General features: G+C 56.7%; 19 protein-coding genes. 7 read left to right on the top strand and 12 right to left on the bottom strand.

Features of this window, described 5'->3' with window-relative positions; genetic code table 11:
• The first annotated feature begins 56 nt into the window (after nt 1-56).
• The 4 genes from QTL95_RS17540 to fhuB all read left to right on the top strand — a co-directional run bounded on the left by QTL95_RS17540 (nt 57) and on the right by fhuB (nt 6382).
• Nucleotides 57-983 (top strand): FecR family protein, encoded by a 927-nt coding sequence (locus QTL95_RS17540; protein WP_289721204.1) that lies wholly within the window; start codon nt 57-59, stop codon nt 981-983.
• Between the two features lie 193 nt (nt 984-1176).
• On the top strand, nt 1177-3546 hold the full coding sequence (locus tag QTL95_RS17535; protein WP_289721514.1) for a TonB-dependent siderophore receptor: 2370 nt from the start codon (nt 1177-1179) through the stop codon (nt 3544-3546).
• Nucleotides 3546-4415 (top strand): ABC transporter substrate-binding protein, encoded by an 870-nt coding sequence (locus tag QTL95_RS17530; protein ID WP_289721203.1) that lies wholly within the window; start codon nt 3546-3548, stop codon nt 4413-4415. The genes QTL95_RS17535 and QTL95_RS17530 overlap by 1 nt, the downstream gene beginning before the upstream one ends.
• The gene (gene fhuB / locus QTL95_RS17525) at nt 4412-6382 is read left to right on the top strand and encodes a Fe(3+)-hydroxamate ABC transporter permease FhuB (RefSeq protein WP_289721202.1); all 1971 of its coding nucleotides are present in this window, start codon (nt 4412-4414) and stop codon (nt 6380-6382) included. Before QTL95_RS17530 ends, fhuB begins: the two co-directional genes overlap by 4 nt.
• 386 nt (nt 6383-6768) lie before the next feature.
• Here the strand turns inward: fhuB and QTL95_RS17520 are convergent, their stop codons facing one another.
• The 9 genes from QTL95_RS17520 to QTL95_RS17480 all read right to left on the bottom strand — a co-directional run bounded on the left by QTL95_RS17520 (nt 6769) and on the right by QTL95_RS17480 (nt 18251).
• Entirely contained in the window at nt 6769-8208 is a 1440-nt protein-coding gene (locus tag QTL95_RS17520) for a PAS domain-containing protein (protein ID WP_289721201.1), read from the bottom strand.
• 96 nt (nt 8209-8304) lie between these two features.
• Entirely contained in the window at nt 8305-9858 is a 1554-nt protein-coding gene (locus QTL95_RS17515) for a response regulator (protein WP_289721200.1), read from the bottom strand.
• 3 nt (nt 9859-9861) lie between these two features.
• On the bottom strand, nt 9862-10428 hold the full coding sequence (locus tag QTL95_RS17510) for a chemotaxis protein CheB (protein WP_289721199.1): 567 nt from the start codon (nt 10426-10428) through the stop codon (nt 9862-9864).
• Entirely contained in the window at nt 10425-11258 is an 834-nt protein-coding gene (locus tag QTL95_RS17505) for a CheR family methyltransferase (RefSeq protein ID WP_289721198.1), read from the bottom strand. The genes QTL95_RS17510 and QTL95_RS17505 overlap by 4 nt, the downstream gene beginning before the upstream one ends.
• Nucleotides 11255-14689 (bottom strand): response regulator, encoded by a 3435-nt coding sequence (locus QTL95_RS17500; protein WP_289721197.1) that lies wholly within the window; start codon nt 14687-14689, stop codon nt 11255-11257. Before QTL95_RS17500 ends, QTL95_RS17505 begins: the two co-directional genes overlap by 4 nt.
• A gap of 268 nt (nt 14690-14957) precedes the next feature.
• Nucleotides 14958-15137, bottom strand: coding sequence for a DUF3309 family protein (locus tag QTL95_RS17495; RefSeq protein ID WP_289721196.1), 180 nt, complete (start codon nt 15135-15137; stop codon nt 14958-14960).
• A 118-nt stretch (nt 15138-15255) separates the two neighbouring features.
• Nucleotides 15256-16149: an adenylate/guanylate cyclase domain-containing protein gene (locus QTL95_RS17490; RefSeq protein WP_289721195.1), complete on the bottom strand. Its 894-nt coding sequence runs from the start codon at nt 16147-16149 to the stop codon at nt 15256-15258.
• A gap of 1184 nt (nt 16150-17333) precedes the next feature.
• On the bottom strand, nt 17334-17564 hold the full coding sequence (locus tag QTL95_RS17485; protein ID WP_289721194.1) for a hypothetical protein: 231 nt from the start codon (nt 17562-17564) through the stop codon (nt 17334-17336).
• Nucleotides 17565-17813: 249 nt separating this feature from the next.
• On the bottom strand, nt 17814-18251 hold the full coding sequence (locus QTL95_RS17480; protein WP_289721193.1) for a helix-turn-helix domain-containing protein: 438 nt from the start codon (nt 18249-18251) through the stop codon (nt 17814-17816).
• Nucleotides 18252-18525: 274 nt separating this feature from the next.
• Here QTL95_RS17480 and QTL95_RS17475 point away from each other — a divergent pair, with 274 nt between their 5' ends.
• Together QTL95_RS17475 and QTL95_RS17470 are read left to right on the top strand one after the other, a co-directional pair.
• Nucleotides 18526-19275, top strand: coding sequence for a transporter substrate-binding domain-containing protein (locus QTL95_RS17475; protein WP_289721192.1), 750 nt, complete (start codon nt 18526-18528; stop codon nt 19273-19275).
• 225 nt (nt 19276-19500) lie between these two features.
• The gene (locus QTL95_RS17470; protein WP_289721191.1) at nt 19501-20655 is read left to right on the top strand and encodes a GGDEF domain-containing protein; all 1155 of its coding nucleotides are present in this window, start codon (nt 19501-19503) and stop codon (nt 20653-20655) included.
• Between the two features lie 4 nt (nt 20656-20659).
• Here the strand turns inward: QTL95_RS17470 and QTL95_RS17465 are convergent, their stop codons facing one another.
• From QTL95_RS17465 to QTL95_RS17455, 3 genes are all read right to left on the bottom strand, one after another.
• The gene (locus QTL95_RS17465; protein WP_289721190.1) at nt 20660-20998 is read right to left on the bottom strand and encodes an XRE family transcriptional regulator; all 339 of its coding nucleotides are present in this window, start codon (nt 20996-20998) and stop codon (nt 20660-20662) included.
• Nucleotides 20999-21825: 827 nt separating this feature from the next.
• Entirely contained in the window at nt 21826-22029 is a 204-nt protein-coding gene (locus QTL95_RS17460; protein ID WP_289721189.1) for a CsbD family protein, read from the bottom strand.
• A 155-nt stretch (nt 22030-22184) separates the two neighbouring features.
• Nucleotides 22185-22508 (bottom strand): hypothetical protein, encoded by a 324-nt coding sequence (locus QTL95_RS17455; protein ID WP_289721188.1) that lies wholly within the window; start codon nt 22506-22508, stop codon nt 22185-22187.
• Between the two features lie 697 nt (nt 22509-23205).
• Between QTL95_RS17455 and QTL95_RS17450 the strand changes: the two genes are divergently transcribed.
• Entirely contained in the window at nt 23206-23418 is a 213-nt protein-coding gene (locus QTL95_RS17450; RefSeq protein WP_289721187.1) for a hypothetical protein, read from the top strand.
• The last annotated feature ends 268 nt before the right edge of the window (nt 23419-23686 follow it).

The following is a 23686-nucleotide window of genomic DNA, read 5'->3' as shown; positions in this document are numbered from 1 at the left end:
CCGCGCCGTTTCGTCTTATAGGAACATGATCGGACGAGCCAAGCGAGATGCCCAATATGAAGACAGATGATGCTCTGAGCGACGAAGCCATCGAGTGGCTCGTCCGGCTCGATGCCGAGCGATCTAACCAGGCCGCAAGAGATGCTTTCGCGGGATGGCGGGATCTTAGTCCGCAACACGAAGCGGCAGCACGGGAAGCCGAGAATCTCTGGAATGGTCTGCCGGCCGCCGGACGACGTGTGCGACAAACCGATCGAAGGTCAGCGCTAACTCGAAGAGCGGCAATTGGGGGTGTGTTGCTGACCGGGGCTGGTTTCGGTCTCGTAAGATCTGGACTCATCAGGTTTGATCCGTTTTCGGACTACGTGACTGATGTCGGTGAGCAAAAGGTGATCAATCTTGCGGATGGCAGTACGGTTCAGCTAAATGCGCGGTCAGCACTCTCTGTCTACATCGAGGATCGCCTGAGACGGGTGCGATTGGTGGAAGGGCAGGCGACTTTTACAGTAGCAAAAGATTCGCGACGGCCTTTTGTCGTGGAAGCCGGCACTGGGCGGTCGACCGCGATCGGCACCATCTTCGATGTCGATATTGCCCGTGACGTGGTTGAGGTGACGGTTGTCGAAGGCGCGGTATCGGTCGAAAGCGGCAGCACGAGCTCAGCCAAGCTCGGCGCCAACAGGCGCATCCGCTATACGGACGACGGCACCTTGCTGGCCCCGGAAGATGTGGATGCCAATATCGAGCTCGCCTGGCGCAGAGGTAAACTGATCTTCAACGGTCGGCGGCTAGCGGACGTAGTCAACGAGCTTGAGCGATATCGACCCGGTCGGGTGATCATCGCTGGAGAGGGCTTGCGAAATCTCCAAGTGACAGGGGTGTTCGATGTGAGCGATCCTGCATCGATTGTCTCGACAATACGCGACGCGCTACCTGTCAGGGTTACAGAACTTCCCTTGGTGACGATCATTCGGTCCATTTAAACCCGAGCAAGACCAGCGGGTTACGGCAATATGGCCGATTTTCTTCCTATCGCGTTACAAGGTCTCGCTTCTGATTTCGTCTTCTCACTATAGGCCTGCTGTCACGGTGTCAGCGGGTGAAGGTTTGAGGGCTACCGTGCGTATAAATGATCGTTTTGTTCCCGGATCGGCGGGGGCCGTATTCTTGGCATCAGTGAGCCTGTTGGTGCTCTCCGGCGGCGGGTGGTCCCCAGCGACAGCACAAAGCGCACCTCAAGCAAGGGTCGTCGATTTCAACATTGCACCGCAGCCCTTGGCGTCAGCACTTACGGCCTTTGCTGACCGGGCAGGTCTCAAGCTCCTATTTCAAACCGGAAGAGCGGCAAACGTTGAAAGTCGGGGATTAAAGGGACGGTTCACGCCACAGGAGGCGGCGGCGCGGCTGTTGGCCGGGAGCGGACTCTCCTATCGATTCACCAACCCGACCACCCTCACCGTCGGCAGTGTCGGCCCAGCGACTGGTTCGGTCCCGGCCGATGGGGCGACGCAGCTCATCCCGATCACCGTTGAAGGAGAAGGCAGCGCGTGGGGTCCGGTTGATGGCATCGTCGCTCGACAAAGCGCAACAGGTACGAAGACGGCCACGCCTCTTGTTGAAACGCCGGAATCCATCCACGTGGTCGCTCGAGAGCAGCTTCGCGATCAGGCCGTGACTACGCTTGGCCAGGCATTGCGCTATTCACCCGGCGTCGTTGCCGAAGAGCTGGGCGGCACGGACAATCGCTACGACCAGTACATGATCCGTGGGTTCTCAGACACATATCCCTACGTCGACAGCCTTTCGACCCGGACCTATTTTACCCTTCTCTCTCCGAAGCTTGAGCCATATGGGCTCGAGAAGGTGGAAGTTCTGAATGGCCCTGCCTCGTCGCTATACGGAGCAGGCACGCCGGGCGGACTGGTGGATGCAATCAGCAAGCGGCCGACCGATACTCCATCGCACGAGCTTCAGTTGCAGGTCGGCGACCCGAAGGGCGTTAGCGGAGCCTTTGACTTTAGTGGTCCAGTCACGGACGACGGCGCATTCCTCTACCGCTTGACGGGGATAGCAAGAGCAGCCGACACGCAGGTCGACTACGTCGACACCAGGAATTTCTACATCGCACCTGCTTTCACCTGGAAGCCAGATGAGGATACCAGCTTTACCCTTCTCACCAAGTTCCAGCGAACCGATGACGGTATCCTCACGCAAAATCTCCCCGCGATTGGAACGCTATACGAGGCGCCGTTTGGAAAAATTCCGACGGATTTCTTCGTGGGAGAACCGGATTTCAATAAGCTGACCAAGAACAGTGCATCGGTGGGTTATGCGTTCGAACACCGCTTCGACGACGTGTGGACGGTGCGCCAGAACTTCAGATATAGCTCGACCAGCACAAAGATGAACCTGATCGGGACAGCGGGCTGGGCGTCCGCTACCGAACTGAACCGCTGGACGATGGATGCGGACGCGGACCTGCGCGATTTCGCGGTGGACACTCAGGCAGAAGCCAAGTTCGACACCGGTGCATTGGATCACACCCTTCTGCTCGGCGTCGACCACATGCAGTCGAAAAGCCACTGGTATGACCAGGAAGGCGACGCAGCCACCCTGGATGTCCTCAATCCTGTCTACGGGCTGCCTTACACCACGGACGGCTACTTCTTTGAGACTAAGGACCGCCTTCGCCAAACCGGCGTCTACGTTCAAGACCAGGTGAGCTTCGATAATTGGCGGATATCTGGCGGGCTTCGTTACGACTGGGCGACAACAAAAGATTCTATGACGTTGCCCAGCAGCGAGACCATTATCAATGACGACAAACATCTGACGGGTCGCATCGGTGCGCTCTACCTCTTCGACAATGGTCTCGCGCCGTACGTAAGCTATTCAACCTCCTTCAAGCCGTCTCCAGGTCTGAACGCGACCTCAAATGACCCGTTGAAGCCAACGACCGGCAAGCAGTTTGAGGTTGGGATGAAGTATCAGCCCAATGGCTATGACAGCTACTTCACCGTGTCGCTGTACAATCTGGAGCAGGACAACGTCACTACGTCCGACCCTTCTCAAGTGATCCCTGTCTTCACCCAGACAGGTGCCGTGCGCATGCGCGGCATCGAACTGTCAGGTGTCGCGGATCTGGACGACGGCCTGAAGCTGATCGGCAGTTACTCCTATAATGATGGTAAGATCACCAGGGATGAGAACCCGGACACCCTTGGAAATCGTCCTCTCGACGTTCCTCGTCACATGGCCAGCCTGTGGGTTGATAAGACGATCCAGTCGGGCGCAGCCGAAGGGCTCGGTTTTGGCGCAGGCGTTCGCTACATCGGCGACCGTTATGGTGACAACGAAAACGCCACGAGACTGCCGTCGCACGTCTTGGTGGATGCCTCGGTTCACTACGACATCAAGGACTGGCGGCTGGCGGTCAATGCGACCAACCTCTTCGACAAGACCTACGTTGGGTCCTGTGACGGCGAGAACTACTGCTACTATGGCAATCGCAGAACCGTTCTTGGCACTGTGACCTATAAGTGGTGATGAATGCTGCTGCTTTCTCTACGCCGCGCCGGTCGTTTTTGATCGGGGCGGCGGCCGCGATTATCGGGCCTCCAAGTTTGGCCGCGCCTCAGCCTCGGATAGTTTCGCTAAGTTGGGCGATCAGCGAAACGCTGCTTGCAATGGGCACGTTGCCGATCGCCGTTGCGGAGAAGGGGCAGTACACCGAAATAGTCGTTGATCCGCCAGTTCCAGTATCAGTCGTTGATTGCGGGCTTCAGGGTTCGCCGAATTTTGAACTTCTCTCGCAGCTAAAGCCGGATCTGATCCTCATTCAGTCCTGGCAGTCCGAACTTACCAGTAACCTGGAGCGCATTGCGCCTGTCGCGACAATCGAGATCTATACAGGCAAAGAGAACGCGTTGGACGCCGCCGTGAAAGCAACGTCAGTGCTGGGCACAATAATCGGATTCGAGGAGGCGGCGGCCTCCTTGGTAGAGCGCATCAATACCCGCTTCGCCCTCCTTTCTCAGCAACACCGGCCGGGTCCTGTAATCATTACGCAAATGATCGATGACGTCAGCCTCACAGCGTTTACCGTTGACAGCCTGTTTGGATCGGCTCTCTCTCGCCTGGGTTTCAAGAATGCGTGGACCGCAGCACCAACGCTCATGTGGGGTGGATCGATTATAGGTGTCGAGCAACTGGCTGAAATACCCGACGCAACGGTCCTCCTCATCGACGCTCCTGGTTTGGCGCCAACGGAGAAACTTACTCAAAGCACCATCTGGAAGATCCTTCCGGCGGTAAAGGAAGGACGGTTTCATAGGTTGCCGGCATTCTGGGGTTTTGGTGCACTGCCGACCGCGCTTCGATTTGCTGAAGCTGCAACAACGGTTATGCGGGCATGACGCTTCAGGCAGCTCGCTTACCGAACTTGACCGGTTGGCTTCTGATCCTCACCGTTGCGGTCGCCGCCTTTGGTCTCACCGCGCTCAATCTCCATTCGGCGATCGAATTGAATGCACGGCAGGCAAGTCCCGCTCTCCAAGCGGTGAACTCTGCCATCCTCATTTACGCAACTATTCCAAGGATCTTTGCCGCAATCTTGGCTGGCGCAGGCCTTGCGGTATCGGGGATGATTTTTCAGGATGTCCTTCGCAACCCGATCGCTGAGCCATCCACGCTCGGCGTGTCGTCTGGGGCTTATCTGGCCGTCACGCTGGTTACGGTGTTCGCCCCAAACCTCTCGAGGGGTTGGCTGCTTCCGGCTGCCATGGCCGGTGGCGGCGGCGCGATCCTACTTGTTTTCGCCTTCGCATGGCGCCAACGATTGGAGGTGACCGCTGTGGCGGTGGCGGGAATGACCATCAACCTTGTCTGCGGATCTTTGGCATCGCTGATTGCGACGTTCCATCGGGACGGAACGGTTTCGATGATGTTCTGGGGATCCGGGTCGCTGTATCAGAACGATTGGGCGGCTGTTACCACTATGGCAGCAGGGATCGTACCGGCAACCATTCTGCTTTTCTTCTTGTGGCGCCCCCTCTCGATGTTCGGATTGCAGGACAGCGCGATGCGCAGCCTGGGACTGAATGTCGAAATCATCAGGGGCACATGCCTGGCGATCGCGACGTTTATCGCCGCCGATGTCGTAGCTGCGGTGGGCATGATTGGTTTCGTCGGGCTCGCGGCTGCCTGGCTTGTTCGCCTGGTGAAGGTCAAAACAGTTCGGCAAAGGCTCGTGGCTTCGACCACCGTCGGTGCCACCCTACTTCTCTTGGCAGACCAGCTCCTGTTTGCGTCGGGAACTGTTGGCAGATCGATACCGGTCGGAACGTTCACCGCACTTGTCGGTGCACCCATGCTGCTAGTGATGCTGGCGCGGACGACTCACACTGGAGCCCACCCGGTACCCGACCGAAGATCGCAGCCACGTGTGATCAATGCGAACAGGATTGGGTTGGTCGCAATACTCGTCATCGTGTTGATAGTTGGTTCGTTGGCCAGTCGAGACGAGCGAAGCTTATTCATCGCCATGCCCGATGACCTCGCCACACTATTTTCCTGGCGATGGCCACGTGTGATGGCAGCGGCCACGGCAGGTGGGATGCTTGCCTTGAGCGGAAGCATCTTGCAGCGGTTGACAGGTAACGACATGGCAAGTCCGGAAGCTCTAGGGATCTCATCTGGCGCGCTGCTCGGCGGGATCATAGGGGCGTTTTTTCCTATCGGCGGTGAATGGAGCATGGTCTCCGGCGCGAGTTTAGGAGCCGCAGTCGTGACAGCGATCGTGCTCGCGGTTGGTAATCGGCCCACCCTCCCAAGCTCATATCTGATGATGACAGGCATTGGGCTCTCCACAGTTCTAACCGCTGTCGTCGGTATCGTCGGACTGTATCCAGATCCAAGGCTGCAGGTGGTTCAAATCTGGATGGCAGGTTCGACGTCAAATGTTAGCCCAGTGTTCGCTTGGTTGGGCCTTGCGATGATATTCGTCGGGGGCGTCGTCTGCGCCGGATGTTCGCGGTGGTTAGATATCCTGCCGCTCGGGCAGCCAACAGCGATTGCGCTTGGGATAGATCTTCGCAAGGTTCAGGTTCTTCTACTCGCAGTCGTTGCTGTCTTGTCAGCGGCCGCGAGCTTGATGATTGGTCCACTGAGCTTCGCCGGGCTTCTGGCGCCTCACATTGCTCAACGAGTGTCATACGGTAGAGCGCATGCGCAGCTCGCGGTATCATGCCTAATAGGCGCGACGTTAATGGTGGTCGCCGACGCCATAGGGCGATTGATTGCCTATCCTTATGAAATTCCGGCCGGAATTGTCGCATCAATTATCGGTGGAATATACATGGTCCGGACCTTCGGCCAGCGATAGTCGGGGCACAGGCATACTAGGAGAAACGCTCTCCTTGTTCTTGCGGGCGTAGAGTTCGCTGGACGACCGGTTCGCCCAGTCGGGAGAGACGACCGCGCGCGCGCCTCGCAGCCGAATTTGCAGCGGCTCAAGGCTCCGGACTTCACGTCCAACGTAAGACACCCGATCCGATTGATACCCCCGAGCAAGCCAACTACGCAAGGTTTCGGCATCATACCATGCTCCGGGCCTTTATCGACCGAGGGGCCCACGATCGAGCCGGGGCCGGGAACGAGGCCTCGTCGCTGATCAGCGTCGAGCAGAAGTCAACTTGGTGATTTGGAATCCTGTGTGTCAGGTCCTGCCGTATATGAAACAAAACGGCAGACGAGGTAGTCGTCGCGAAATCAGCGAGACTGCGTCAACGCATGCAGGGGCGCCAACATCGTAAAGGCAAGCCCATCCGAGTCAAATTCGATGTTGGCCTCGCCTCGAAGACTCGCACCCAGCATCTTGATGAACCTGGTTCCGAAGCCGAGCGTCGCCGGTCCCGTGACAGCAGGTCCTCCTATTTCCTTCCAGAGAAACTCAAAGCTGTCTCCCGACGTCTTCCAAGCGATGATGACACGACCCGCAGCGCTCGAAAGCGCGCCGTACTTCACGGCATTCGTTGCGAGCTCGTGGAGAGCGAGCGAGAGGGTAGTATTCGCTTGGTGTGATATGGTGACTGCGGGGCCGTCGAACTGGATTTGGCCAGTTTTGGAGAACGGCGCTACCGCCATCTGGACGATGTCGCGCAGGTGCAGCGTGTCAAAATCACGGCCGCGGAGCACGTCTGCGGAACGCGCCAGGGCGCCGAGACGCTCCGAGATCGTGGATTGGATCTCCGCCAATGGAGCGTCGACGCGGAGCGATTGGTTGACGATCGACTGGGTTGTCGCGAGCATGTTTTTTATGCGATGGATCATCTCCTGCGCCATCATCGACCGGTATGCTTCGGCGTTTTTGCGCTCGGTGGTATCGATCGATATCCCACTCATCTGCATTGGCTGCCCTGCTTCGTCGAACCGCGTCTCGGCCCGAACCTCGATCCATGCAAGATCGCCGTTTGGCTTCACAATCCGATATTCTACGTGCAGGTTGCCATCGGTCTGCAGCGCCGAGCCTACGGTCTCCCGCCAGCGGACGACATCATCTGGGTGAACCGCCGATTCCAGGTCTTCATAGGTAAAGCTCTCGGCAGGTTGGCGACCGAAATTGTTCTTGCAGATTGCGGAACAGGCCAATCTTCTGTCCGGCAAATCCAGCGTCCAAACGCCGAGCCCGCCAGCTTTAAGCGTGAAGTTCAACCGTTCTTCGCTCGCTGTCAGATCGGCGATCCTGCGTTGGAGCGTAGCTTGCAACTCCTGCTCATCGCTGTTGGTCACCCCCATGCGCTCGCGCGTGACGTCGTATTGCGACGCGAAAAAGTAGGTAAGCTCGCCCTCGTCGAAGACCGGGGAAACGAGCAGACGGTTCCAGAACAGAGATCCGTCTTTTCTGTAATTCAGCAAATCGATTTCAATTGGATGCTTGTCGGCGACCGCCTTGCGGACTTTTTCGACCTCTTCCGCATTCGTTCCCGGCCCCTGTAGGAAGCGACAGTTCCGGCCCAACGTCTCCTCACGATTGTAGCCTGTCAATCTGGCAAACGCATCGTTGACAAAGACGATCGGATTGTCGGGTAAGCGAGGATCGGTGATGATCATCGGCATCCTTGTCGCCCGCATCGCTGCTGCGAAAGGGTCTGACCCTGAGGTCGTCTTGTGGATCTCCTGATCGATCCGGAGTTCTTCAGTTCGGGTCATACCCGATTTCTATACACCATTTGTTCCGTTGTCATTGACCTTTTGCGGATTCGACGTGGTCCATAGAGCGTCAGCCTAAGACCACGCCTGACTCAGTCAGTTTCTCCGAGCGACGTTCATGAGTATCTCTTGAAGATCCGCGAGGGGGACTGGCTTTGTAAGGTGAAAATCAAATCCGGCCTCTTTCGCCAGTTGCTTGTCCTTGTCCTGACCCCAGCCGGTCTGCGCGATTATCGTTGTGTCCTCGAACAACTTATCCAGGCGAAAGGCTCGGCACACCTCGTAACCGTCCATCCCCGGCAACCCGATATCAAGCAGTATCGCGTCAGGGAGATAGCTCTTGGCGGCGTCCAGCGCCTCTCTCCCATCATGTACAGCCTCGAATTCGTGGCCAATGTCTTCCAGCAACATGCCCATCGTGTCTGCGATGATAGGGTTGTCGTCAATGACGAGAACCCGCAGCGGCCGCGGAGGTTTTTCCGTCGGTTCGCCTAGTCGTTCGGACGGTGAGGTAGTCTCGGGCGGCGCGATCAAAGGCAACCGGATGGTGAATGCGCTACCGCGATCGGCACCGTCGCTCGAAGCGCTGACAGAGCCGCCATGCATTTCGACCAACTGCTTGACCAGAGCGAGACCAATCCCCATCCCTCCTTGAGATCGCTCGCGATGGTCCCCGATCTGCGCAAACAGACGAAAGACGTCGTCCTGCATCTCGGCGGGGATACCAATTCCGTTGTCCGTGACACCAATCAGCACTTTGCCGCTATCAGCGACAACTGAGAGGCGAATACGTCCTCCAGACGGCGTATATTTTGCAGCGTTTGTAAGAAGGTTCGAAACGACTTGCGACACGCGCGTCGCGTCTGCATCGATCCATAAGTCAACATTTGGAACATCGAGTTCGAATGCGTGGCCGGCACTATCAATGAGCGGGCGGCTTGCTTCGACTGCCGAGTGGACGGCATCCGCAATCTTGATTTTCTCTTTTCGAAGGTCGATCTTACCCTGGCTCACACGCGCGACGTCCATGAGATCGTCGATCAGTCGTACAAGATGATCGAGCTGCCGGTCCATCATGTCCCGGATTTCAGTGGCCTTCTGCCCGTCAGGATTGCGGCGTAGCAGGTCGAGCCCGTTGCGCAGGGGGGCAAGCGGATTGCGAAGCTCGTGCGCAAGGGTCGCCAGGAATTCGTCCTTTCTTCGGTCGGCCTCGCGCAGCGCCTCGGCCTGAACCTGCAACTGGTCTCGCTGTGTTTCGATCTGTTGGCGCTGACGGTGGAGCTCGAAGAACACTTCGGCCTTGTGACGCAGCACATCCGGCTCAATGGGCTTTTGAATGAAATCCACCGCGCCCGCCTCGTAGCCCGCGAAGCGCCGACGATCATCGGTGCTGCCGGCGGTGACGAAAATTATCGGGATTCTGCGCGTTCGCTCGTTTCCACGCATCAGCTCGGCGAGCTCAAAGCCGTTGAGACCTGGCATCTGAACGTCAATCAGGGCCAGCGCGACATCATGCTCCAGAAGAAGCTCCAGTGCCTGATCGCCGGACCGAGCTTTTAAAAGCGAAAGATTTTCGCGGCGAAGCAGAGCCTCGAGAGAGAGGAGGTTTTCTTCCAGATCGTCGACCAGCAAAAAATTGACGGGAGTCATGGGTCAAACCTTTTGTAAAAAAGAAGTTATCGAACTAAGCGAAAGCATTAGGGCGTCTGGGACGGCGTCAATCGCCGCCTGCGGCATGGCATCTTGAAAGGACTCGTGGGGATTTTGCACGAGTGTAACACCGCCGGCGTCGGCTATCGCCTTGAGACCGGCCGCCCCATCCTGATTTGCACCGGTGAGAATGATGCCGACCAAAGCGGCGCCGTATGCGTCGGCGGCCGCCTCGAACAGTACGTCGATGGACGGGCGTGAGAACAGCACAGCTTCGTCGCTCGATAACGCCAGCGACTTGTCTGCCTCGATAAGCAAATGATAGTCGGGCGGCGCGAAATAGACGGTCCCTGCCATGAGCGGTTCCTTGTCCTCTGCCTCCACCACCTTGAGCGCGCATTTGGCATCGAAGAGCTCGGCAAGCACGCTGCTTTTGTCGGGCGGAATATGTACAACCACGATGATCGGCAGTTTGAACTCTGCCGGCAACGCAGGTAAAATGGCCGAAAGCGCCTCGAGCGCGCCTGCCGACGCACCGATGACCACTGCCTCTGGCGCAGCCCTGATCATCGGCCGGACCTCTGATAGATCTTCTCTTCACGCACGAAATCAGAGAACGATGGACCATGCTGGGAGAAACGAAGGCTTTCTTTCGAACCCAGTCCAAGAAAGCCCTTCCGTGCGAGAGAATCCTTGAACAAGCCGATCGCCCTGTCTTGTAGGGGACGATCGAAATAGATCATCACATTGCGGCACGAGATCAGGTTCATCTCGCCAAACACTGCGTCGGTGACGAGACTATGATCGGAGAAGACAACATGTCGGCGCAGCGTCTTGTCAAAAGACGCCCTGCCATACCCTGTGGAGTAATAGTCCGAAAGTGAAGTCTTGCCGCCAGACTTACGATGGTTTTCAGTGAAAAGCTGGATGCGGTCGAGATCATAGACGCCGGCTTCTGCGATCCGCAACGCGTCTTGATTGATGTCCGTCGCATAAAAGATTGTCCGGTCCTCCAATCCTTCCTCGCGGAAAAGGATCACGAAGGAGTAAAGCTCCTCACCGCCGCTGCATCCGGCGATCCAGATCTTGAGCGAAGGATAGGTCTTCAGATGCGGAATGACCTTCTCACGTATGGATCGGAAATACTGCGGATCCCGAAACATTTCGCTTACCTGGACGGTCAAATAGCCAAGCAGGCGAGGAAGCATGGCCGGATCATGGAGGGCCGCCTCCTGCAGAGCCGAAATTGTCGCGAAGCCAAGCTGTTCGCGCGCCTGTCGCAGGCGACGTTTCACCGAAGCCATTGCGTAATTGCGGAAATCATAATGATAGCGGACATAGAGCGCTTCCAGCAGCAGCCGGATCTCGATGTCCTCGATTTTCTCAAAAGTTTCACTCACCGAGGCATCCACACGCGCACGAGGGACAAAAGTTTCTCAACGTCGAGGGGCTTTGCCATGTAGTCATTAGCGCCCGCATCGATGCAGCGCTGCTGATCGTCGGGCATCGCTTTCGCAGTCAAAGTAATGATCGGCAGCTTCTTCCAGTCGGGGTTTCGACGTATCGCCCTGGTAGCAGTGAGGCCATCCATAACCGGCATCATAACGTCCATTAAGACCAGATCAATCTTCGATGTCTGGTCTCCGGTGGACTTTTCAAGAGCATCGAGCGCCTCCTGACCATTCCGTGCGATCTGTACGACAGCCCCGCGCGGCTCCAGAATGTTGGTGAGCGCGTAGACGTTGCGAACGTCGTCTTCCACGATCAGGATACGGCGGCCTTCGAGAAGCGCATCCCTGTGCCGCGCCTTGCGGATCATTTTCTGCTGTTCATCAGGCAGTTCGGAGACAACCTGATGCAAGAAGAGCGACACTTCATCGAGCAGCCTCTCCGGCGACTTCGCGCCCTTGATGATGATTGACTTCGAATAACGTCGGAGCTTCTGCTCCTCGTCAGCCGATAGGACGCGACCGGTGTAGACGATCACCGGCGGGAAGGAATGGGCGCTGTCCTTGCTGATCGTCTCCAGAAGCGAATAGCCGGAAGCGTCTGGCAGAGAGAGATCGAGCACCATGCAATCGAAGGTCTGGTCTTTCAGAAGCGCGAGGGTATCTGCAGCGGTGCCGGCACTGACCGTCTCAACCTCGTGTGACGTCAGCAGTTTGGCGACAGCGTCGCGCTGGACCTCGTTGTCCTCGACGATAAGGACGCGGCGGACATCTTGCGCCAACTTTGCTTCGAGCGTTTGAAGCACCTCCACCAGTTGATCGCGTTGGACGGGCTTGAGCATGTAGCCCACCGCGCCTAGGGAGAGTGCGGTTTCGGTATAGTCGTCAGCCGAAACAATATGGATTGGGATGTGCCGTGTACGAACGTCGCGTTTCAATCGATCGAGGACCGAAAGTCCCGATTGGTCGGGAAGACCGACATCCAGGACAATGGCGCTCGGCATGAATTGGTAGGCAAGGTCCAAAGCGTCCTGAGCGGTACCCGCCACAAGCGATCGGAATCCCATCTCGCGTGCAAGGTCGCGCAGGATGCCCGCAAAGGTGTCGTCGTCCTCAACGACAAGCAAGATACGGCGATCGTCCGAGGGGAGGGCACGATCGTCCTCCACGATTGAGCGCGAAGGCGCAACTGCGGATCTTGCCGCCGACACCGGGGTGCTATCGGCCACGGGCAGCGCATTGCCAGCCGGAGCCCGTGGAACGACGATCGATGGATCATAGGATTGTGGAAGTGTAATGGAGAAGGTACTCCCTTTCCCTTCCTGACTGTCGATTTGAATAGTTCCTCCCAGCAACCTTACAAGCTCGCGGGAGATCGATAGGCCGAGGCCCGTACCCCCGTATTTGCGGCTGATCGTACCGTCAGCTTGGTGGAATGCCTCGAAGATCCGTTTCTGCTGCTCGTCGGCGATACCGATGCCGGTATCTGTTACCGCAAATGCGACCTGACCATCGCCCGTCCGTTTCATCGACAGCGTTACCTTACCCCGCTCCGTGAACTTGAAGGCGTTGGAAAGAAGGTTCTTGAGGATTTGTTCTAGCCGCTGCAGGTCCGTCTCGATGACCGCCGGGCATTCATTTGCGATTTCGACCTGGAAGGCGAGCGCCTTGTTTGTGGCGATCGGTTCGAAGACCTGACGCAGGTTGTTGGCCAAACGCTCGACAGACACTGGTTCTGGCCTGATGTCGACATGACCTGCCTCTATCTTCGAAAGATCGAGAATATCGTTAATGAGGTTTAGAAGGTCGTTGCCGGACGATTGGATCGTCTGAGCATATCTCACCTGCTCAGCAGTAAGGTTGTCGTCAGGATTGTCGGCCAGCAGCTTTGCCAAGATCAGAGAAGAATTGAGCGGTGTGCGCAACTCGTGGGACATGTTGGCGAGGAAGTCCGACTTATAACGGCTGGCCTGCTCCAATTCGCGGGCCTTCAGCAGGCTCGATGCATTGGCGCGCTCGAGATCATCCCGCTGAGATTCAAGCTGCTGAGCCTGTTCCTCGAGCTGGGAATTCGTTTGCTCGAGCTCGACCTGCTGCTGTTCGAGACGTGCCTGCGACTCCTTCAGCGCGCGGCTCTGCTCCTCTAGCTCCTCGTTCGAAACGCGCAGTTCTTCACTCTGGACCTGCAGCTCTTCTGACTGTCGCTGGGTTTCCTCCAGGAAGTTCTGAAGCTCGCTGCGATAATTTGCCGAGCGGATTGCGGTTGCAATGGTGGAAGATGCTTGACGGAGGAATTCCAAAACCTGTTCGTCGACGGGCCGCAGAAATCCCAGCTCCAGCACCGTATTTACGTGGGCGTCGATCGCGGCAGGTGCGATGACCAGTTGCCGCGGCTTGTGGCGTCCCAACGCAGAGCCGAACACAAGATAGTCTTCTGGCACGTCGTCGACGATGATGGGCGCCCCTTCAGCGACAGCCTGTCCCAGCAAACCTTCGCGCGGCTTGATCTGTTCCGGCATCTTGGCGTCGGGAGGAACGCCGTATGTAGAAGCACGCCGATATAGATCAGGGGTTCCGACGAAGATCGCACCGGCGATAGCGCCAAGATGGTTCGCTAGATACGCGAGAATGTTTTCACCGAGCTTTTCGGTGCGCTGATCACCCATGAGCGCTGCGGCCAAGCCGAGGCTACTTGCTTGAAGCCATTCGTCGCGGCGCCGAGCCAGCGTCGATCGGCGGATGAGGACACCGATGGCGACGGTCAGCAAGATGCCCAGAGTACCTGCTAGGACGCTGCTGGTCAGAGCGGTTCCGTAGGCGTCGTTCATCTCGTTCAACCGCCGCAGGCGCAGATTCGCTTCCTCCTGGCTCATGGCCGAGAGCTGGCTGCGGATTGCGTCCATCTCCACCTTGCCGCGGTCTGAGTTGACAACGGCCAGTGCGGGCTCGGCCCCTTGGGTCTGTCGGAGCTCAATCGTCTGTTTTAATTCCGAAAGTTTTGCATCGACGTGCTGCTTCAGTACCGGGAGACGACGAACCTGAGCGGGATTGTCGCTCGTGAGGTCCGCAATTGTCTGCAACTGGCTGGGAATGGTATTTAAGGCCCTGTTGTACGGCTCGAGATATCTCTCGCTGTTCGTCAGCAGAAAACCCCGTTGGCCAGTTTCAGCGTCCTGGGCTGTGGAAAGCAGCTCATCCAACGAAATGATCACCTCGTGCGAATGAACGATCTCATCGGTGTTTTGCCGTAATGTCTTCAGATTCATATAGGCGAAGACGCCACTGATAAGGAAAAAGACGATCGCGCCAGCAAGGCTGAAAGCTATGATGGGGTCGAGTCCGAACCCCCGCTTGGAATGGTCTTGCGGTGCGTTATGCGGCATGAAATCCTCTGAAACGAGCGCGGAGAAGTATTAGTTGATGTCGAATTGCAGCCTCGCGCACATAGTGCACTACGCGACATATTCAATCTCCTCGAACCGGCTATCGCACAACAATCCAATTTACAACCTAAAGAATGCCGGTCGCTCGGTTGAAGGACCTGAAGTGCTTCGCAACGGGGCCACCGTTTGCCAGCAATGAGCGCCGTGTCCAAAAAAAAGACCCCGCGCCTTGGGCGCGGGGTCGTCCGATCTTGCTGTCGGGACTGGTTCAAACGGGCGGAGTGGCGCCGCCGTGCAAGGCACCAAGCAGCCACAGGATGATCAACACCACCACGATCAACCCCAAGACGCCACCTAAGCCCCGGCCGCCGTAACGACCGTGGGCGTAATATCCGCCGCCGCCGCCGAGCAGCACGAGAAGAATGACGATTATCAGAAGAGTACTCATGTTCTTAATCCCCTGGTTGAAAGAACTGCAACATTTGAACGCTCATGTGGCCTCGCTGTTCCAGTCCCACGCGGAAAACAACTTGCTCTCGAAAACGTCGGGTGCCTGATCTAGGCGTTCACATGTCGTGCTCGGCCAGCAGAATCTTCGCGAGTTCGGCGAACTTGCCTGTCGGATATCGATTTAAGTATGCCTCAATCATCGACGCCTTGCTGCTGTCTCTAACGCTTTCCCAGAACGCAACTTCGACTGCAGGATCCTCTTGAGGGATCGACTCGCGATCGAGGCGGACGTTTGCAAGCGCAACGAAGGCGCCATTTGGGTACCGTTCAAGGTAGAGGCGGACTTCCGTACCGTCATCGTCCTCGCTAATGGCCTCCCAAAAAGCAACCTCTTCCGCGTCAGCGTGATCGCGACTAGCTGATTGCGTATCGTCAACGAAGTCGACCGACGCAGGTGAACCAGACAACACAGGCTCGTAATCGTCGCTGAAAACAACCTTGAACACGCGGACGGGGCGAGCGATATTTTTGACGCTCTGTTCTCCCATGTCCTCAAACGTCGCTTCAACCCGGTCGCGCATATGGTCTCGAACGCCCCGCGTAACGCATATTCCACCTGCGTCCGCGAGTGACTCTAGTCGCGCTGCGATATTGACGCCGTCGCCGAAAATGTCTCCGTTCTTCACCATCACGTCGCCGACGTTAATCCCGATGCGAAATCTCATTTGATGTTCGACATCAACATCTTGATTGGCTGCGTCAATAGCTAACTGGATGGCAATGGCGCAGTTGAAAGCCTGCACCACGCTTGGGAATTCCGCTAGGACGCTATCGCCGGCAGTACCAAAGATTTGGCCGTCAGCAGCTTCAATCAAGGCGTCGACCGTCGCTCGATGCCCGGTCAACATTGCCAACGTCCTTTCCTCGTCTGAGTGCATGAGGCGGGAGTAGCCCTCAATGTCGGCGGCGAGAATGGCGGCGAGCTTTCGCCGAAGGGGAGGCGCTTCCAAGGTCAACTCCGTGGTTAGATTAATGCCAGTGCAGCTTGGCCCCTGCGTGTTGTGGCTAAAACGAGAGCGAGCAACCCGACCATCCCGAGAGCCATCAGCGGATGCTCCCGCACCCTCGCTTCGAGGTGGCTGACGCTGCCATGCTCCGATTGCACGAGCGTGTTACGATTGGGATGCGGTTCGCTTTCGGGCTCGAGAATCGCCTCGTTGGCCCCGGCTTCCCCGACTTCTGAGGTGGCCAAAACGGGATTGGCCGAGCGCGCATTCTGCCCCTTCAACGCCAGGGGACGGCGAGCCTGCCCAAATGTTCGAGAATTTGATAGTATAGCTTTGCTACCATTTGCCATGATCGACCTCCATTTTTGGAAGAAGTCTGACCTAGGGACGAAGTTCCCTTTTTGTTGGCTATGCCGTAAATAAGGTTGAAGACAGCTCTTCGTTCTCGTTTGCAGCTTCGCCTATTGGAGGTTGGTGGACCTCTCGAAGCGGTAACCTCGCCGCGATCGTCTTCCCGGTAAAATACGGGTTTGACTTTCTTGGGTCGGACGGGGCGCCACCCTCCCGTGAATATCGCTCGACATGCTGGCTCACCAGCGTGTCGAGGATCCTCTGGCGAAAGCCAGGCGTCGGCGAATCAAAGAACCGGAAACATTCCGATCCGACATTCCTCGACGCGTTGACGTCCGCGTGCATTCTGTTGCCGCAGAAGTCGGCATTGGAATTTCAGCCGCGGTTTGAAACGTAGCAATTCAAGGATCAGTATCTGCTCCCGCACCATCTGTACCTGTGCGGCGCCCAGTTCTGCTTACATCTCCGCTAAAGGTTCGACGAGACCTGGCGCCATTTCCGGGAACCGCCGCGTTGCGCCCGGCTTGCCGTCTCCACTTTCCAACCCAAACCGAGCTCCGGGTTGGACAAGGATCCCAGTCCGCACTGCGACGCCCGCTTTTCGGTACGCAGTGGCCGGATCAAAGAATGGGTCGAAGCGCCCATGTTCGAAGAAGCCGCGCCATTGAATGGTCGCGGTCCGCACCGCGGCCCTTCGCCAACGATGGAGCATCGCCAGAACACGTTCTTCCTTACCGGCGTTCATGAACGTCGGCAGCTTGTCGCAGCGGTAGATAGGAGGGCGCTCGCGCTTCCTCTTAGGCAAGATGCGGGTCTTCCAACCGGCCCGAGCGCGCTTAGGCGGACATCATCTTGCGCGAGACCCAATCGGGCGTCAGGAGAGCGATGATGTCTTCCGCAGCGTCACGGTAGAAGTCGCGGTCACGGCCTTCCATGGTCGTGCCCACGACCGCCGCTTCGAGCATCGACTGGAATACCGAAGCTCGCGACGCATGTTCGTCACAACGCTCCAGACAATCTGTTTCGATGCCGCGACTGTCGATTACGCCGTGATTGAGATCCGCCAAAAGCCCGCCCCATTTCTCTTCCTATGGAGAAATGGTCAGGCGAAAAACGAACGGCCGCAATAGCGTTTGACATTGATCCGACCGATCCGCGTATCGGCATCAACCTAATATGTAGTAGCGGCTAACGTGATCGGCTGAGCGGCTTCAACCCCGTATGCAGGAATGCCTTTTTGTTATTTTGGCACGTCAAGACCAGGCGCCGACGATCTCGGTCGATGTCGCACGAGAAACCACGACCAGCTTTCTAAGCTACTTGGCCTCGCCGACACCGTTTTCCAAAAGGATGGCAAACGCGTTTTGGACCCGTCTTGGCGCCCTCGCTAAGTCCTCGACGATCTGCAAGCCCAAGGTAGAAGATAGAAACGCAAGCACCTCGGGAGAGAGAGATTGGGTACTGGGATCGGTATTTCCGATGTATTGATATTCCAGACCTTCGAAGAAATAGGAGGCAGGTAGATTGAGGAAATTCATGATCGCGAACATGGTCGAAGCGCTGACGCGGTTCGTACCCCGTTCGTACTTTTGGACCTGTTGGAAAGTTACCCCCAAAGCTTCGCCCAAAGTCGCCTGAGAGATCCGCTTCATTTTTCTCGCAAGGCTAATCCGTGTGCCAACATGAACGTCAACCGGATGGGGCCCGCGCATTTTGGGCAAGATGGTCGGGGGGATGCTGGTATCGTTTTCCATTAGCTTCATATCTCGCATGGATTGAGCATTTCGCTCAACCAGTCGGGAAATGCGTCACATAGTTATTGTTGAATATTATATAGAGCGCCGTTTATCAACACTCGTTGGACGACATTGGCCAGGGGGTGAGGAAGTGACCGCTGAGGCTTTCTTGGCCGAGCCCGTAATCGGCTGAGCGGCTCCAGCTCGTATTCGGGAATGCCTATATTCTAATGATAACTGCAAAGTTTTATTAGCTGTTTGTTGTTACAATCAGGCATTGAGGAGATCACTTATGCTTCGAAGCTTGCTTATAGCGGTTGGGTTGTCAATCTTTGCATTTGTAGGGGACGGAGATGCGGCACCGCTTAGAGTGGCGACCGAAGGCGCTTACCCGCCATTCAACTTCATTGAGGACGGCGAGCTCAAAGGATTTGACGTCGACATTGCCAAGGCATTGTGCGCGAAGATGGCTATGGACTGCACTTTTCTGGCTGTTCCTTGGGACGACATCATCGAAGGCTTGGAAGCCGACAAGTATGATCTAGTCGTGGCGAGCATGGCCTACACGAAAGAACGTGCGGACAGGGCCGATTTCTCAGACCCCTATTATCGTTCTCACTCTGTCTTCATCGGCAACGAAAAGTATCAGGACAGTTCGCCCCAAGCGCTCGCTGGAGTACGTATCGCAGCGGAAAGCGGAACCATCCAGGCGGACTATCTCAAGAAGGACTACGCCAAAAGCGATATTTTACTCGCCGCGGATCAACCTGCCGCGCAGCGGCTCTTGATCGAGAAAAAGTCAGATCTCCTAATAGGCGACGCTATCGAGCTTCTCACTTTCATGGAGACGCCGCAGGGTTCGGCATATAGCTACGTCGGCGACCCGATCTCCAGCGATTTTCTTCAAAGCTCTGCACACATTGCAGCTCACAGAGGAAATCAACGCCTCATTGCCCGCGTGAACGCAGCGCTTAAGGAAATCAAGCTGAACGGCACCTATGATCGGATCAACGACAACTACTTTCCCTTTAACATCTACTGAGCGCCAAAAATGTGGAGATCGGTGTTCCGCGGAAGGTCGGGAAGGCGCGCTTCGCTAAGGGCGGCCGGCCGAGGTCTGTTTGCCCTCGCAGCAATCTACACTTTGGTCGCTGCGATTTTTACCGGCGTGCTTCTCTCTAAAATCGAGCGCGAAGCCAAGTTTACGCGTGAAACCCAGATACCTCTAATCCTCTCCCAGACGCGAAACGCGATTAAGGCTGAGCGAATGGCATCGTTGGTCAGAGCAATCTATTTGGCTCGCGACAGGCGTCTTGAACGACAGGTACAGCTCCAAGTCCAAGCGCTCGCGCAGGGTTTTCCTTTCGATGCAGGTGTTAACGTTGTAGCCGGTTCCAAGCGGGTGGCCATTCTTTCAAAAGAGATCGCCACGGCGCGCCAGCAAGCCCGTGACAGTGCAGTTCAAAACTCGACCGCATTCACATTCGAAGAGCGTGCCACCGCAGCCTACAGCGAGGCGATCAAGACGCTGGACGATATGGGCAAGGAACTGAGTGGCGATGCAGCGCTAGCGGCCGACAGGCTTGCGGAGGAAATCCAGTCCGGTGCTGCCAGGACTCGCTACACGGTGCTCGCTACATTGCTGATACCCGGTCTTTCATGCATCGTTTTCCTTTGGTTGGCCCGTCGACATCTCGCGAACCCAATCCTCTCGGCTATCGCCAATCTCAATCGAATAAACAACAACGCTCCGACAGTCCCCCACCGAACGCGACCGATCCTTACCGAACTCGCGATGATCGACGACGCAATCTACTCCTACGGCGAGACTACAAGCGAGCTTCGGCGTAAGAACGTCGTGCTGCAGGCTCTTGCAGAAGAGGATTCTTTGACTGGACTTGCGAACCGGAGGACATTCGAGACTTTCTTGAAGGCCTCGCTCTCCGACCTCAGCAGGCTGGGCGGAACTGCGGTTCTCATGATCGACCTGGACCACTTTAAATCAATCAACGACCGGTATGGCCACCAGATCGGCGATCGATGCCTGCAAAGCCTGGCACTTGTATTGTCGTCGATTGAAGACCTATCGAAGCCGCTGTCGGCGCGGTACGGCGGCGAAGAGTTCGTGGTCGTCTACAATGCAGACAGCGAAGAGCAGGCCCTCGTTGACGCATTGTTTCTTTGCAGGCGTATCGAGGCGATGCGCATTCCAGTGGAAGGCGAGCAGTCAATGACGATTACGGCGAGCATCGGAGTGGCGTTTTCGGGGAAGAACGATCCCGCGGAGGCGAGCGACCTGATCTTACGAGCTGACAAGGCTCTATATTCGGCGAAGAGCGGGGGCCGGAACCGGGCGGTATGCGATCGTGCGGCCCACACGGGACGTCACGTCTCGCGTGCAGGCGGAAATCCAATTCGGTAAAAATCTAGCCGCCAGCGCCAGGCGGCGCATCATTTCGCATGAATTCGGGATATTGAACGACTTCGCTCTCCTCCGTATCAAATGATTTCTGAGAAGGTGCGGCAAGGCGCACTCCTTCACCGCCCGCGGGCGCACTCGTACCCGTGGCTATCATCATAACTCCTACCTCTTCCAATGCTCGTCTTAGAGCCTCGACATCATCGGCGCAGGCCTCGCCCGCCGTCTCGAAGATTTTCAACGTTTCGATGTCGACCCGAGCTCGGCGCGCGAGTTCGCTCTGTGGCAGGTCGAGGATGGCGCGGGCCGCGCGGCATTGCTGGGGTGTCAGAGGTTGCTCCTCCATCGTTACGAGGCGGTCTTCCTCATGCTCGGGATTGTTCTCAGCCCTCTGTGCGGAGCGGAGCCTCAGCTTTTGACCGTCTAGCCAACCCTTCAAGAAAGCCCCGCGTCGAGTGGGGGTATGAGGGAACAAAGGCAGCCCATAAATGCACTGGAGAGAAAATGTCCCGTACCTTCTGCGACACACCTTGTTACCATGCTTAAAAGCGCCCCGCAGATTAGGCGGGGCGAGTTGGTACTGGACATACTGGAGTGCGCGGTTACCCGACGCTCTTAGAGAACAATTTGCTGCCCGCTTTGTTCCAGGTACGGGGACTAACGCCGCACACAATTGAAGTGAAATGTTGACCTATGTACGACGTTCGCTCGGCTTGTCGCCGTCTTTGACTGGGCATACGCTCGCTTAAGGAGGGTCAAGCGCTTGCGAGCAGGTTGAGCGCGACAGGCTAATGATCCTCCTACTGCCGGTGACCCCAGTTCGCTGACCTCTTTCCGGCGTCTGCCGGAGATCTTACGCCCCGAATTGCCCGATCGGCTACTGCTGCCAGGGGTGTGCTTGCTTCAACGTTTTGCGATCGCTGGTTGTCACAAATGTTTACGTTATATCCCGCATCCAAAAGGACATCCTGAAGAAGCTGGAGATCAGCCGCGCTAACAATCTTGGCCATTTCAACCTCAAGGTATCGAACGTGCTTCACACGTCTATTTGCCGAAATTGTTCCAGGCCCTAGACGTATTTTGGAACCAGGGCGGCGCCATGTAGTTGACCGCCCTCACAATTGCATAAAGAAAGCCGCCGAGTATTCCGGCGACTTTTCATGACAGGTCGAGCTACCAAGACTGGCGACCGTACCAGTCATCGATGTCCCTTTTGGTGCGGTCCTTTTCATATCCGTACCGTTCTTGGATCTTACCTTCCAGTTGATCGCGCTTGCCGGCGATTACGTCGAGATCGTCGTCAGTCAGTTTCCCCCACTGCTCCTTGACCTTACCCTTTACCTGCTTCCAATTTCCTTCAACTCGATTCCAGTCCATGTGATAATCCTTTCCATCCTCACCATAATTAACGGCTCGATGGGCTAATCGTTCCCGCAGCAGTCTCGGTGCGAGACTTCGGAGGATGGTTGAGGCTTGAAACAGTGGCTATCATTAGCTGCATATCCACAGGTGACGCGGGCCGCTCGCAGACGTCATTGATTAGACTTGGCGATAGCGCTCACGTTCCGCTTCGATTCCCTGAGGCGTCTACGGGGCCGCGTGCTCGTCAACCGCGGATCCAGCCCCGCTCCTGTAAGTTGCACGACTTGCCCGGTAGTTGACAGGACGTGGCTGGGAGCGGATGGATCGTGCAGATGCACTTGGCTCTCATCGACGCTCGCGGTGACGTCCGAACCGCCCGACGGATGCCCTTCACAGCCGGTTTGGTTTCGGGAAGTGGACGAGGTCTTGCTCTGCGCGAAAGCGGCGGCAGCCGACAGCCCAATGGCGGCGGAAACGGTTACAATGTTCTTCATGGGAACCTCCTCACGCCACCTTTTGACCAGCCTGAAAAATGGGAATTTGTTCTCCATGCCTTACGAGAAAAGCCCCTGAAATCTGTAACTGGCACTGTCGCAGATCGCCGCGGATTTGATCAAACCGTTTGGGAAGATCAAAGAAGCGAGCGCGCGGGTGAGCTTAGGTGGGCACTGGCAGCGTGAATGCCGTCTGTCCAGCATGCTTTGTTCAATTGATCGGGTCTAAGTTCTTTGTTCATTTGCCCAGCTTGATGATTTCAATTCTTGTCGTCCTGGAACCGCATCAGCATCTGGTCGTTTCCACCCATCGCAGTCGCAGCCAAAAGGAATTTTCAATGTCCAGAGGCCAAGTGCAAGAAGCGGTTTACCTACAAGACGCCTCGAACGCTCTCGTTATGCAGTCCGCCCAAGATTGCCGTCAGGAACCTGAGATGGCGGTTTTAAAGCATGGCGTTACCAAGATTGGACGACTGAGGTTGTCGGACTACACAATGATTATGGAGCAATCCCGCCAGGGCCGCGTTTAGAACGCGCGGTGGACATGATCGAGGGTTAAAGCCTTTTCGAGGGGTGTTTGAAGGGCCGCAACGTAGCGTTAGTTGTTCGAAATGGCCAATCATCGAAGAACGGTCATGGAAAGTGTTGACGTTGGCAGGACGGCCGCGAAATTCCTCGGCCTACGAAAGTCCAGGGCATGGTCCTTCGGACTTTCCAATTTATCGATGGACACTGCGTCGCTGTTGATGTCGAAGACGGGAAAATCACGGTAGTCGCCACGCTCGATGATGGCGATGCCTGCTATTGCATGTCATCTTCCGAGCCTCAGGAAGTGGTGCGTGTTGACGGCCCTGAGTCGGCGATAGACTTCGTCGATCAACTCGCTTCAAGTCACGGGCTGGGCGGCTGAGCGGTATCGTCTGGCTGTTTCCAAGACTGCACAGGGGTAGCGTCCCCGGCTAATGCCCAGTGTTACAGAAAAGTGGTCAAGATCAAGGAGAGCACCCTGACCGAGTGATTTCTCACGCTCATAGTCGTCCGCCACGAGTTTCGCCACCCTTGCAATCTCAGGTGCAAGATGATCCGGAACGGTCGCCGCGCTGAGTTGGTAAAGAGCGGCGCGAGCAGTCGCGACGTCACCAAGGATCGGCAGGTGTTGACTTCGCCGTAGCTCCCGC

The organism is Rhizobium sp. S152 (genome assembly GCF_030380735.1).
Taxonomy (GTDB): domain Bacteria; phylum Pseudomonadota; class Alphaproteobacteria; order Rhizobiales; family Rhizobiaceae; genus Rhizobium.
This window is presented reverse-complemented; position numbering and strand designations above follow the sequence as displayed.